Genomic DNA, 13704 nt, shown 5'->3' on the forward strand with positions numbered 1-13704 from the left:
AAATAGAGTATTTGATTCTGCAAATAGAATCGCAAACTTGCAAATAGAGTTCTTCATTCTGCAAATAGAATCGCAAACTTGCAAATAGAGTTCTTCATTCTGCAAATAGAATCGCAAACTTGCAAATAGGGTTCTTCATTCTGCAAATAGTAGCGCTAAACTTGCAAATAGAATCACAAACCTGCAAATAGCACACTCCATATCCAATAAAAAACTCCCCACTGCTAGTTTTACAGCCCGCTTAATCGGGAAATTACCTCAATAAAACCACTCGGAGGTAATCAGTATGCTTCAATTCATAGAATCCCGCTCTCCCTCTACCATCGCCCTCGCATTCAATGGCAATGCAACAAAGGAAGATGCTGAAAAGCTGGATCAATACGTAAGAGAAAATTTTAAAGATGACCAGAAATTCAATATCCTGGCCATCATGACGGATGTAGATGGAACAACTTTCCAGGGAGCAACGGAAGGAATGGAATTTGATATAAAAAGGTGGAAGCAGTTTAATAAATTCGCTGTTGTCAGTGATAAAGACTGGATTGGCACTGTATCAAAGCTCACGAACTACCTGCCTGGAATTACAGTCGAATATTTTGAAGGCCATCAGCTTGAAGAAGCGTGGGCCTGGATATTGAAATAGCCTAATAAGGGCTATTTTCGATCGCAGAATATCGGGCAGTGACAACAGGTTCGCAACCTGCTACACTTGTCCCCTAAAATTTACCATCTTGACACCACTGATATTTTCTGAAATAATAATAGACAATTAAATACTGGTACCTTTAATTCAGTCCCGTGAGGCTGACAAGGACAGCGGAAGTATGATGACCAATGGGTGAGGTGTATCCTGCCCAATGGTTCTTCATACAGGAAAAAGGCTTCTTGTCGGAAAACGGCGAGAAGCCTTTTTCTTTTTCCATCCACTTACTATCGAAGATCCTTCGGTACCAGTTCAAAAAACGATTGGAGGAATTGGTATGAAAAAAGTAGATTTGGATTTTTCGTTAGAAGCGGTACCTCAAAGTCATCGCAATGGTTTTTGGAAAATGCTTGTGGTGATGCTCGGCCTGACCTTCTTCTCGGCCAGCATGTGGTCAGGCGGAACGCTTGGAACAGGATTAACGTTCATTCAGTTTATCGGAATCGTTCTGGCAGGCAACTTGATTTTAGGTGCTTACACAGGAGCACTTGCTTATATCGCGGCAAAGACAGGCCTATCAACGCACCTGCTCACCCGTTATGCTTTCGGTGAAAAGGGGTCCTACCTATCATCCTTCCTGCTTGCTGCCACTCAAGTTGGCTGGTTCGGAGTTGGGGTAGCGATGTTTGCGCTGCCGGTTCAGAAAGTAACAGGAATTGATGCGTATCTCCTGATTGCGGTGGCAGGCCTCCTAATGACAGGCACAGCCTTCTTCGGTATGAAGGCACTGGCAATCTTAAGCTTCATAGCAGTACCTTTAATCACTATTCTGGGAAGCTTCTCCGTTTTTAAAGCAACCGAAACTGCAGGAGGACTGGAAGGGCTTATGCAATATCAGCCAACAGAGGCCATTAGTCTGGCTGCGGCTTTAACAATTTGCGTCGGCTCGTTTATCAGTGCGGGCACACTGACTCCGGACTTTGCACGTTTCTCAAATACAAAGCGTTCAGCGGTAGTATCAACCGTCATCGCCTTCTTCATCGGAAACTCGATCATGTTCCTGTTCGGTGCAATTGGTGCAATTGCAACAGGGCAATCGGATATTTCAGAAGTCATGTTCATCCAAAAGCTGATTTTCCCGGCGATTCTGGTTCTTGGTTTAAATATCTGGACAACGAACGATAACGCTTTATATGCATCAGGCTTAGGGTTTGCGAGCATTTTAAAGATCCGAAAAGGAAAGGTTGTCATCTTCAATGGAATTGTTGGAACGATTGCGGCCATGTGGCTGTACAACAACTTTGTAGGGTTCCTGACGATTCTGGGATCGACGCTGCCATCCATCGGAGCTATCATCCTGGCAGATTACTTTATCGTAAATCGCGGAGAATATAAGAAGTTTGCAGATATGAAGTTTAAGGCTGTAAACTGGATCGCGATTCTTGCCTGGGCAGCCGGGGTAGCCGCTGCAAATTTCTTGCCGGGGATCCCGCCAGTCAACTCGCTGTTAGGTTCAGCAATCACCTTTGTCCTGGTATCAAAATTGGCTGCTTCATTACAAGGCAGAAATACAGTTCGGGAAGGGGAACTAAGAAGTGATTATTAAAAACGCGAAACTGAGAGGCCGGGAAGGCTTATGGAATATAGCGATACAAGATGGAAAGATTCATAGCCTGACACAAGGGGAATCGAATGGCAGCCAGGAAATTCTGGATGCTGCCGGATCCCTGGTTTCGGCACCCTTCATCGAACCCCATATTCACCTGGATACAACCCTGACAGCAGGAGAACCGGAATGGAACCAGAGCGGAACTTTATTCGAAGGTATTCAAAGATGGGCACAAAGAAAAGAAACCTTGACACATGAAGATGTAAAAACAAGGGCGAAAACGGCATTGAAATGGCAAATGGCACAGGGAATTCAGCATGTCCGTACACATGTGGATGTAACAGACCCCAGTCTGACTGCTTTAAAAGCCCTGCTGGAAGTAAAAGAAGAAATGGCTGACTATGTGGACCTCCAGCTGGTTGCTTTTCCGCAGGAGGGAATCAATTCATATCCAAGCGGCGCAGAGCTCATGGAGGAAGCGCTGAAAATGGGGGCTGATGTGGTAGGAGGGATTCCTCATTTCGAGTTCACAAGGGAGTACGGCGTTGCTTCAATGAAAACGGCCTTTGATCTTGCGGAAAAATATGACCGCCTTGTCGATATCCATTGCGATGAAATCGATGATGAACAGTCGCGCTTTGTGGAAGTGGTAGCTGCGGAAGCCTATGAACGCGGATTGGGCAGCCGGGTAACAGCCAGCCATACAACGGCAATGGGTTCTTATAATGATGCTTATACCTACAAGCTGTTCAGACTGTTAAAGCTATCAAACATAAACTTTGTCGCAAACCCGCTCGTAAACATCCATCTGCAGGGACGCTTTGATACGTATCCGAAGCGCAGGGGAATTACAAGAGTGAAGGAACTGCTTGAAGCAGGGCTGAATGTAAGCTTTGGCCATGACGACATCTTCGATCCATGGTATCCGCTTGGCACCGGCAATATGCTGCAGGTGCTACATATGGGCATCCATGTGTCACAGCTGATGGGGTATGAGCAGATTGTTAACTCGTTTGACCTGATTACAAATAACAGTGCCAAAACTTTAAGTATTGAAGAGAAATATGGAATTGAAGAAGGAAAGCCGGCCAACTTGATTATTCTTGATGCGGAAAATGAGTATGAAGCGATTAGGAGGCAGGCGGCTGTCAAGTATTCAATAAGAAATGGAAAAATAATTGCTGAAACGAAACCCAGCCAGACATCAGTGGTGTTTGGTGAAGAAAAATTGAATGTGGATTTTCATAAATGATAGAAAAATGACTGGCTCAGACTGACTGGGTCAGTTTTTTTGTTGTTTAGGAATTTATTAAATATAACGATGTGAATGACGTTGATGAAAGATTTTCTGCATCCAGCTTCAGCGCCCAGTCATAAGCCAAATCACTCCAGAAATCGAGATTTCCTGTGTGATTCGTTATGCCTATCGGAGCTGATCAAGGCGCTTCCACCTTTGTTTCTATCAAGAAAATTATTAGAAAGTCACGAAAATAATGTAATCGCTTACAACCTTAATAGTAAAGAAGCTGGTAAAACAAGCTTTCAAAAATAAGTATTTCGACTCTAAAAATATAGTAGAATATTTCGATAATCTAATATATACTAATTTTTATTAAAAAGTATGAAAAGTCTAAAAATAAGACTTTATCTTACTTTCATCTACATAAAAATCACAAGGGGGAAAAACAATGAAAGGCAAGTCTTCACTGGTTTTAAGCATTTTACTGATTCTTTCATTACTGCTTTCAGCATGTTCCGGCAGCGGTGAAAAAGCATCCGGAGGCAGCAGCGGCGATCCAAAAGAGGGCGGTTCACTCATTTATGCCCGCGGTGCTGATGCGATTGGGCTGGATCCCATCAATGTAACGGATGGTGAATCTATCCGTGTAACAAGCAATATTTTTGAAACATTGTTTGTATATGACGAAAATCTTGAAGTCCAGCCGGGATTAGCGGAATCTCACAAAGTCTCTGACGATGGACTGACATGGACAATTTCACTGAAAAAGGGCATCAAGTTCCAGGATGGAACCGATTTTAATGCGGAAGCGGTCGTGTTCAACTTCGATCGGTGGATGGATCCTGAAAACCCCTACCACAAAGGGGATTTTCCATACTACCCATTCTTGTACGGGGGCTTTAAAGGAGACCCGAACCATAAGATCGAGTATGTAAAAGCAGTTGATGAATCAACAGTAGAGTTTAAATTAACGGAAAAGACAGCTCCATTTATCAGCTATTTGGCTATTCCTATGTTTGGAATCGCAAGTCCTGCGGCGATCGAAAAGCATGGTGACAAATTCTATCAACATCCAGTGGGAACAGGCCCGTTCGAATTTGTCAGCTGGAAAACCAATGACAAAATCGTCCTAAAGAAAAATGAAAATTATGCAGGAGAAGGTCCATATCTGGATGAACTGATTTTCCGCGTCATTCCGGAGAATTCCTCACGTCTTACGGCACTTCAAGCGGGTGAAGTTGATATCATTGATGGGCTGAATCCGGATGATGCCACGACCATTGAAGCTGATTCAAACTTAAGTCTTGTCAAGCGCCCAAGTTTTAACATCGGCTATATGGTTCTTAATACTCAAATGGCGCCTTTCGATGACGTTAAAGTCCGCCAGGCTGTCAATATGGCCATTGATAAACAGGCCATTGTGGATGCGTTTTATAACGGCTATGCCGAAGTGGCGAAAAACCCATTCCCATCTGTGCTTTGGGGCTACAATGACAGCATTGAGGACTACAAATTCAATGTGGAAGAAGCGAAAAAACTATTGGCAGAAGCAGGATATCCAGATGGATTCAAGACCCAGCTTTGGGCTATGAGCAACCCAAGACCATATATGCCGCAGCCAATGAAGGTGGCAGAAGCCATCCAGTCAGATCTGAAAAAAGTAGGCATCGAAGCTGAAATCGTAACCTATGAATGGGCAACGTACCTTCAAAAGTCTGGCAACGGGGAACATCCAATGGGCTTATACGGCTGGACAGGCGTTATGGCCGATCCGGATAACTTCCTGTTCCCGAACCTGAGTGCAACGAATACGGAGAAACCTGCCAGCAACCGTGCGTTCTATGAAAATGAAGAATTCACGAAGCTTCTGCAGGACGCACGTGTAACATTTGACCAGGACGAACGGGCAAAGCTTTACCAGCAGGCCCAGGAAATTTTCCACAAAGATGCCCCATGGGTGACGCTTGCACATACAACACCGCCAATCGCAATGGCGGCCTATGTCCAGGGATTCACTGCACACCCAATGGAAGATGATGACTTTACGAAGGTTTACTTGACGAATTAACAGCCAGAGCCCCTGCGTTTGCGGGGGACTCTTTTCATATCTAAGGGAGGGTTTCACTGTGTATGAATTATTAAAAGGGTTATGCGAAATCGTAGGTCCAAGCGGTTTTGAACAGGATGTCCAACGATTTATCTTAAATGAAGTAAAGGATTATGTAGATGAATACCACGTCGATTCAGTCGGGAACCTGATTGTGAAAAAGAAAGGGAATAACCCGGATTATCCTTCGTTAGTCATTGCGGCCCACACCGATGAAATTGGGTTTATCGTGAAAAAAATCGAAGAGAATGGGTTAATTCGTTTTGAGAAATTAGGCGGATTCGATGATCGTATTCTTTTATCATTGCCGGTTAAGGTCCGTTCTGAAAAAGGCAATATTGATGGAGTGATCGGAACCATTTCAGCTCACTATGTGAAGTGGGATGATCCAAAACGCATTTCCAGCCACCGCGATCTTTATATTGATATCGGAGCCCGTACAGCAGAAGAAGCCGCGGAAATGGGAATCAAGGTTGGGCAGCCCATCAGCTATGGCACCGAGTTTAAGAAAATAGGAAAAAACCGCGTTACGGGCAAAGCTTTGGACGACCGGGCAGGCTGCGCCCTACTGATTCGTCTGCTCCAAAATATCGGAGGAAATGGGACTCAGCATGGCGATATTTACGGTGCCTTTACGGTTCAGGAGGAAGTTGGGTTAAGAGGGGCATCCGTTGTATCTGCTGCTGTAGAACCGGACTTTGCGCTGGCACTGGATACAACACCAACCAGCGACACATTTGACGTACTCATGACAGGCACAAGAATCCTGGGCAATGGCCCTTGCATCAAAATCGCTGATAAATCACTGATTGCCCATCCGCTTGTCACTCAGCACCTCGAAAAAGTGGCGCAAGAAGGAGATATCCCATATCAGCATGAAGTCTTCATGGGAATCGGAACAGATGCCGGCGCTATCCATATGACGAACAAAGGCGTCACAGCAGGGGTTATCTCCATCCCGTCCCGCTATACACATACGCCGATTGAAGTAGTCGACTTGGACGATATGGAAAACTCCTACAAACTGCTGCACGACTTTGTGGTGACATTGGATCAGCTGAAGGGGAAGACGTTTTTGGATACTTAATCGTATCAGAGAAGACAGGGGGCTTGCTCTCTGTCTTTTTTTATAGACAGCAGCCGTGCAAAACGGCCAATTTGCGGAATTCTCCTCTCTATTTGCAGATTTGGCCATTCTATTTGCAGATTCCAGCAATCTATTTGCAAAATAAGCTTCTCTATTTGCAGGATTCGCAATTCTATTAGTAATGTTCACACTCACACATCACATCTGCCAAACCCTGTAACTGGAATCAGTCTATCTTCCTTTCTATTAAAACCGGTAGCATCTGCCGTGCTGGATTGCTCTATTTGCAAAATTTCTCCCTCTATTTACAGGTTCCAGCAATCTATTTGCAAATAAGCTTCCCTATTTGCAGGTTTCTCGATTCTATAAGTAATGTTCACACTCACACATCACATCTGCCAAACCCTGTAACTGGTATCAGTCTATCTTCCTTTCTATTAAATCCGGCAGCATCTGCCGTGCTGGATTGCTCTATTTGCAAAATTTCCCCCTCTATTTGCAGATTGGCCATTCTATTTGCAGGTTCCAGCAATCTATTTGCAAATAAGCTTCCCTATTTGCAGGTTTCCCGATTCTATAAGTAATGTTCACACTCACACATCACATCTGCCAAACCCTGTAACTGGTATCAGTCTATCTTCCTTTCTATTAAATCCGGCAGCATCTGCCGTGTTGGATTGCTCTATTTGCAAAATTTCTCCCTCTATTTGCAGGTTTTGCCATTCTATTTGCAGATTCCAGCAATCTATTTGCAAAATAAGCTTCTCTATTTGCAGGATTCGCAATTCTATTAGTAATGTTCACATTCACGGGAAGAGGGCGGCCCGACTGGGATTGATCTGTCAGTCACTTTGTTAAAATCAATCAAACGTTTGATTGATCCTTCAGCTAAAAACAAATGAATATTTTAACAATTTATAATTTTATGTTGAAATTATAGCGCTTACATTGTATATTGAATACGTATTCAAAAACTAGAAATTTCAGAAAGATGGTGAGCGATTGGAGAGAATAGCTGTACTTGGGTGCGGCACGATGGGCCATTCAATTGCGCTTAATGCGGCTTGGGCCGGACTGAGCGTGACGATGCAGGGAATCAGCGACGCCGACCTGGAACAGGGCTGGACCAACATGCTGAAGAAGCTTGAGGTTATGCTCAATAACGGTATTTTATCCGAATCGGAAGCTGGCCACATTCAGGAAAATATTAAAATGACTGTCTCTGTTGAAGAAGCAGTTCAGGGTGCTACTTTCGTGATGGAAGCTGTACCGGAAAACATTCAATTAAAAATTGACTTATTTAAACGTCTCGACGCTCTCTGTGATCCCGATGTCATTCTCGCAAGCAATACTTCAGGCCTTAGTCCAACGGAGATTGCTTCAGAGACTGCCCATCCGGAACGCACGGTAGTGACGCACTTCTGGAACCCGGCACATTTAATTCCACTTGTCGAGGTTGTTCGCGGTGAGAAGACCGGCGATGAAGCAGTGGAAAGATCCTTTCAGCTTTTAAAGCAAATGAAGAAAAAGCCGATTGAAGTGAAAAAAGAGGTTCCCGGTTTTGTCGGCAATCGCCTTCAATATGCACTTTTCCGTGAAGCCCAATACCTTCTGGAGGAAGGCATCGCGAGCAAGGAAGATATTGATGATGCCGTTACTTACGGCATTGGACGCAGGCTCCCTGTTTCAGGCCCTTTGATGACGGCCGATATGGGCGGACTGGATGTCTTCTCCGCAATATCTGATTATTTGTTCCAGCACTTATCCAGTGCAGAGGAATCTTTGCCGGCACTAAAGAAGCTTGTGTCTGAACAGAAGCTCGGCGATAAAACGGGTGAAGGCTACTACAAGTGGGATGAGGCTTTTTCCAAAGAGTACAATCAGAAAAGGGAAGCTGAGCTAATCCGTTTTCTAAAAAAGGATCTGGGAATCCAATAAAGCTGATGGAGGAATGGCATGAAGAACTTTCCTGATCTGGAGAATAAATCGGTTATCGTAACAGGCGGAAGCAAAGGAATCGGAAGGGATATCGCCATGTCCTTTGCCGAAAACGGAGCGAAGGTTGTGATCGTGGGCAGAAATGAAGACGCACTCCGCCAGACTACCGATGAACTGAAAAAAATAAATAATAATAGTTTTTATGTTGCAGCGGATTTGAACAATGTCTCAGAGATTAAAAGAATGACAGAAGCAGCAGTGGATTATATGGGCTCTCTCGATGTGCTGATCAATAACGCCGGAATTAACCGGGCCAAGCCTGCCATGGAAGTAACCGAAGAGGACTGGGACCTGACGCTTGATACCAATTTGAAGGCAGCATTTTTCTGCAGTCAGAAAGCAGCCGAGTATATGATCCCGAATCAGTCCGGCAAGATTGTCAATATTGCTTCCCAGATGGCGTTTGTCGGCTACTACAAACGGGCGGCCTATTGTGCAAGTAAGGGCGGCATGGTGCAGCTGACGAAAGCGCTCGCGGTGGAATGGGCATCACATGGCATCAATGTAAACGCGGTGGCACCAACCTTCATCGAAACCGAGCTGACTTCAAGAATGTTCGAGGACAAGGAATTTGAAAAGGAAGTCTACGGCAGAATTCCACTTGGAAAGCTTGCGGATGCCGAGGATGTTTCGGCCGCAACTCTATTCCTTTCTTCCAATCTATCAAAGTTCATTACAGGCGATACAATAAAAGTAGATGGCGGCTGGACAGCCATTTAAATTTTTTTCCTTAATTTTGCATACGTATTCAAAAATAAAAACAGGAGTGATATCAAAATGGCAACTTTCTTAAAACAAGGCAAAAATGATCAAGAGGTACAGGAAGCAGATGTAAAAGTAAGAGAATCGGTGAGCGCCATTCTTAAAAATATCGAGGATAACGGAGATGCAGAAGTCCGCAAGCTTTCCGAGCAGTTCGATAAATGGTCACCAGAGCAATTCAGATTAACTGAAGAGCAAATCCAGGAGATTGTTGCATCTGTACCTGAACAGACAATCAACGATATCAAGTTTGCGCAGGAACAAATCCGCAATTTCGCTGAACATCAAAAAGCAGCATTGCAGGACATTGAAGTGGAAACATTGCCTGGTGTGTTCCTTGGGCACAAAAATGTTCCGGTAAACAGTGTTGGCTGCTATATTCCAGGCGGACGCTACCCAATGGTTGCAAGTTCCCATATGAGTGTTCTGACTGCGAAAGTGGCAGGCGTTAAGCGCGTGATTGCCTGCACACCTCCGATTAAAGGAGAAATTCCTTCTGCTACGGTTGCGGCGATGCATCTTGCTGGCGCTGACGAGATTTACCTGCTTGGCGGAATCCAGGCGATGGGTGCAATGGCAATCGGAACAGAAACCATTGAGCCGGTTGATATGCTCGTTGGGCCAGGAAATGCATTTGTGGCGGAAGCGAAGCGCCAATTGTACGGAAGAGTCGGAATCGACCTGTTCGCCGGCCCAACAGAGGTCCTTGTCATTGCAGATGAAACAGCCGATGCGGAAATGATTGCAACAGACCTTTTAGGACAGGCAGAGCATGGACCAAACTCTCCGGCATGTCTAATTACAACATCTGAAAAATTAGCGAATGAAACAGTGGCAGAAATCGAGCGCCAGCTGGAGACTCTTCCAACAGCAGATGTTGCAGGAGCGGCATGGAAAGACTACGGCTCCATCATCTTAGTAGACAGCCTGGAAGAAGCCGTAGTAGAAGCGGACAAATTGGCTTATGAGCATGTGGAAGTTTTAACTGAAGATACGAACTACTTCCTTGAAAACATGACTAACTATGGTGCACTTTTCCTTGGACCTGAAACAAATGTGGCTTACGGTGATAAAGTAATCGGAACAAACCATACGCTTCCAACGAAAAAAGCAGCCCGCTACACTGGCGGACTTTGGGTGGGCAAATTCTTAAAAACATGCACATACCAGAGAACAACGCCTGAAGCGAGTGCAAAAATCGGTGAATATGCATCCCGTCTATGTGATCTTGAAGGCTTTAAAGGCCACCAGGCACAGGCTGATCTTCGTGTAAAACGCTACAGCAGTCTCGTGAAGTAAGCAGAATCTGTTATAATTTCTCTGTCTAGATTCGGGCAGGAGGAACATGTGTTGAAAAATAAAAAAGTGACAGCCATGGATGTCGCTCGATTGGCAGGCGTTTCCCAATCGAGCGTATCCCGGGCTTTTAGTGAAAATTCAAGTATCTCATCAAAAAAGAAACAGCTTATTCTGGATGCTGCCGAACAGCTTGGATATCAGCCGAATGCCATAGCACGGGGCCTGATTACCAATCAGTCCCGCATCATTGGCGTTGTCATGCGGAATATCCAGAACCCTTTTTATCCGGAAATACTTGATAAGTTTTACAGCAGGCTGGCTGAAAAAGGGTACAAGGTTATGTTTATCAACTCCCAGAATAACGAAATCCAAGAGGATGAAGTGAGCCATTTAATTGAGTACAGCGTTGAGGGAGCCATCATCACCGATGCGCTTTTGACCTCATCGACTGTGCAGAAATTTACACGCAATGGCATCTCGGTCGTCCTGTTTAACCGATATGTGAACGATTCCTTAAGCAGTGCTGTTGTATGCGATAACTTTGCTGCCGGGAAAAGGATTGGGCACTACTTAATAGAAAAAGGACATGAAAATCTCGCCTTTATCTCCGGACCGATGAATACATCAACAACAGTTGATCGAAAAAATGGCTTCCAGGAAGCTTTGGCAGAACACGGCATCTCTTCCTTTTTAACCGAAAACGGCCTTTATTCATATGAAGGAGGATTTGCGGCAGCCCAAAAATTACTGGAACGCAGTAAAAAAATAGATGCCATCTTCTGTGCAAATGATATATCCGCTTTTGGCGCAATGGATTATCTGAAAAAACAGGGCATCAGAGTCCCTGAGGATATCTCTGTTGTAGGCTTTGACAATGTGGCTATGTCAGATTGGTCATCTTATGAATTAACCACCTGGCACCAGCCGGTTGACGAAATGGTCGATTATTCGATTAACCTTCTTTTGGAGCATATTAATGGGGACACGGACACCCCTGAAATCCAAAGATTAGAAGGCCATTTGGTGGAAAGAGGATCAGTAGCGGACAGAAGGTAATGGAGAGAAGGTGTGGGTTTTTAGTAAAACTAATTTTTCATCTTTGAAGTTCGATAATTGTCTAGCTCCAGGCGCCATCGGCTCGAGGTCATAAGCCAATCCGTCCAAAAGGTTAAAGAACAACCTTTCAGCCGGCTTGTCTTATGCTTGTCGCCGATAGGCGGGCGCCTTGCGCTTTTCTGATAGGAGGCTTTTTATGCTAAGTATGATTGGATTGCTTGGGGGGATCGGGCTTCTCATCTATTTGACGATGAGAGGGATGAATCTGCTGCTTGCTGCCCCTCTTTCAGCATTTATTGTTGCAATATTCAGTGGATTGCCGATTTTTCCTCAGCTGGCAGGGGAGGGTGAGGTCAATTTTCTGACTAACTATATGAACGGATTTGCCGGCTTTATTACATCGTGGTATTTGATGTTCTTATTCGGGGCCATTTTTGGAAAACTTATGGAAGACAGCGGAGCAGCAGACAGTGTTTCCAAATGGATTATCGATAAAATTGGCATGAAGCGGGCTGCATTAGCCGTTGTCATTGCCTGTGCGGTCTTAACCTATGGCGGCGTAAGTCTGTTTGTTGTAGCCTTTTCCGTCTATCCAATGGCATTGAGCCTATTTAAGGAAGCCAACCTGCCAAGAAGATTCATTCCGGCAGCTCTTGCCTTCGGTTCGACTACATTTACCATGACGTCTGCGGGTTCACCGGAGATCCAGAACTGGATTCCGATTGAGTTCCTGGGAACTTCTCCATATGCCGCCTGGGAAGTCAGCTTGATTGTCGCTGTCTTTATGATGGCATTTGGATACTGGTGGCTGAAGAAAATGATTAACAAGGCGCTTCGCAATGGAGAAAAATTTGAGGCAAGAGAAACGGATTCTGCTTTGATCCGTGAAAACTTGCCAAGCCCAATGTTAAGTATGGTGCCGCTCTTAGTCGTCCTAGTGATTTCGTTTATTTTCCATGATTCATTGGCTCAGTCAGCCTTGATTATTGCCTTATTGAGCGGCTGTTTTGCCACCTATTTTCTTAACCGCAAGTATTTTACAAATGTATGGGGAGCGGTATCGGAAGGAACGATCGGCGCCTTGATTGCCATTGCCAATACATCAGCTGTTGTGGGCTTTGGCGGTGTGGCTAAAGCAACCCCTGCCTTTGCCAGTGCAGTTGATGCCATGACCAGCATTCCGGGCAGCCCTTTAATCGGCGGAGCCCTGGCTGTTGCAGTCATTGCCGGTCTGACCGGATCTGCTTCCGGCGGCCAATCGATTGCCCTGCCGCTTCTGGCTCCGCATTATCTGGACATGGGTGTTAATGCAAGTGAACTACACCGTGTTGTGGCGATATCATCCGGATCAATTGATTCCCTGCCGCATGGAGGTTATGTTGTGACAACCATCCGGGCGATCTGCGGCGAGTCCCATAAGGATGCCTATCCGGCATTTGGCGCATTGACAGTGATTGTTCCGATACTTGGTGTTATTGTAGCGGTCATTTTATTCTCGATTTTCTAAATTGCTTAGCAGAAAGACAGAGGGGTTCAGGCTCTCTGTCTTTCTTTCTATTAAAATCGGGCGGTATCTGCTGTGCAGTCTTGCGCTATTTGCAGAATTTCTGGGACTATTTGCAAGAAGGGCCATGCTATTTGCAGATTCACCCGGTCTATTTGCAAAAAAAGCATCTCTATTTGCAGGTTTCCCGTTTCTATTAGTAATGTTCAAAACTCCGTAACGGGAATCAGTTTATTTTAAAAAGGGTTATTTTCTATAAAACTTGGCGGCAAATGCTGTGCAGGCTTGCTCTATTTGCAGAATTACCATCATTATTTGCGAGAAGGGCCATTCTATTTGCAGATTCATCCAATCTATTTGCAAAATAAGCATCTCTATTTGCAGGTTTCCCATCCCTAT

10 protein-coding genes are annotated in these 13704 nt (G+C 44.9%); all 10 read left to right on the forward strand.

Features of this window, described 5'->3' with window-relative positions; translation table 11 throughout:
- Positions 1-286 precede the first annotated feature (286 nt).
- The 10 genes from CE058_RS15945 (at position 287) to CE058_RS15990 (ending at position 13308) form a co-directional block, all read left to right on the forward strand.
- A complete protein-coding gene (locus tag CE058_RS15945) occupies positions 287-643 on the forward strand; it encodes a SpoIIAA family protein (protein ID WP_048009177.1) in 357 nt (118 codons plus the stop codon).
- Positions 644-980: 337 nt separating this feature from the next.
- Positions 981-2249, forward strand: a complete 1269-nt coding sequence (gene codB / locus CE058_RS15950) for a cytosine permease (protein ID WP_163143975.1) — start codon at positions 981-983, stop codon at positions 2247-2249.
- Positions 2239-3504, forward strand: coding sequence for a cytosine deaminase (locus CE058_RS15955; protein WP_163143977.1), 1266 nt, complete (start codon positions 2239-2241; stop codon positions 3502-3504). The genes codB and CE058_RS15955 overlap by 11 nt, the downstream gene beginning before the upstream one ends.
- A 436-nt stretch (positions 3505-3940) precedes the next feature.
- Positions 3941-5560 (forward strand): ABC transporter substrate-binding protein, encoded by a 1620-nt coding sequence (locus CE058_RS15960; RefSeq protein WP_048009174.1) that lies wholly within the window; start codon positions 3941-3943, stop codon positions 5558-5560.
- Between the two features lie 58 nt (positions 5561-5618).
- Entirely contained in the window at positions 5619-6686 is a 1068-nt protein-coding gene (locus CE058_RS15965; protein WP_048009173.1) for a M42 family metallopeptidase, read from the forward strand.
- 1002 nt (positions 6687-7688) lie between these two features.
- Positions 7689-8624 carry a 3-hydroxyacyl-CoA dehydrogenase family protein gene (locus tag CE058_RS15970; RefSeq protein ID WP_163143979.1) on the forward strand — a complete coding sequence of 312 codons (936 nt, stop codon included), beginning with the start codon at positions 7689-7691 and terminating at the stop codon, positions 8622-8624.
- Positions 8625-8642: 18 nt separating this feature from the next.
- Positions 8643-9404: an SDR family NAD(P)-dependent oxidoreductase gene (locus CE058_RS15975; protein WP_163143981.1), complete on the forward strand. Its 762-nt coding sequence runs from the start codon at positions 8643-8645 to the stop codon at positions 9402-9404.
- 57 nt (positions 9405-9461) lie between these two features.
- Complete coding sequence (gene hisD, locus CE058_RS15980; protein ID WP_163143983.1) at positions 9462-10745, forward strand: histidinol dehydrogenase; 1284 nt, start codon at positions 9462-9464, stop codon at positions 10743-10745.
- Positions 10746-10793: 48 nt separating this feature from the next.
- Positions 10794-11801 (forward strand): LacI family DNA-binding transcriptional regulator, encoded by a 1008-nt coding sequence (locus CE058_RS15985; RefSeq protein WP_227888460.1) that lies wholly within the window; start codon positions 10794-10796, stop codon positions 11799-11801.
- A 196-nt stretch (positions 11802-11997) separates the two neighbouring features.
- Positions 11998-13308, forward strand: coding sequence for a GntP family permease (locus CE058_RS15990; protein ID WP_163143987.1), 1311 nt, complete (start codon positions 11998-12000; stop codon positions 13306-13308).
- Positions 13309-13704 lie beyond the last annotated feature (396 nt).

The organism is Bacillus sp. 22-7 (assembly GCF_010628845.1).
In the GTDB taxonomy this organism is placed as follows: Bacteria; Bacillota; Bacilli; order Bacillales; family Cytobacillaceae; genus Cytobacillus; species Cytobacillus firmus_B.

What these genes read in the sequence shown, in the direction of transcription:
- CE058_RS15945 (WP_048009177.1), top strand. Translation starts at nt 287, where the DNA reads ATGCTTCAATTCATAGAATCCCGCTCTCCCTCTACCATCGCCCTCGCA.
- codB (WP_163143975.1), top strand. Translation starts at nt 981, where the DNA reads ATGAAAAAAGTAGATTTGGATTTTTCGTTAGAAGCGGTACCTCAAAGT.
- CE058_RS15960 (WP_048009174.1), top strand. Translation starts at nt 3,941, where the DNA reads ATGAAAGGCAAGTCTTCACTGGTTTTAAGCATTTTACTGATTCTTTCA.
- CE058_RS15975 (WP_163143981.1), top strand. Translation starts at nt 8,643, where the DNA reads ATGAAGAACTTTCCTGATCTGGAGAATAAATCGGTTATCGTAACAGGC.
- hisD (WP_163143983.1), top strand. Translation starts at nt 9,462, where the DNA reads ATGGCAACTTTCTTAAAACAAGGCAAAAATGATCAAGAGGTACAGGAA.
- CE058_RS15990 (WP_163143987.1), top strand. Translation starts at nt 11,998, where the DNA reads ATGCTAAGTATGATTGGATTGCTTGGGGGGATCGGGCTTCTCATCTAT.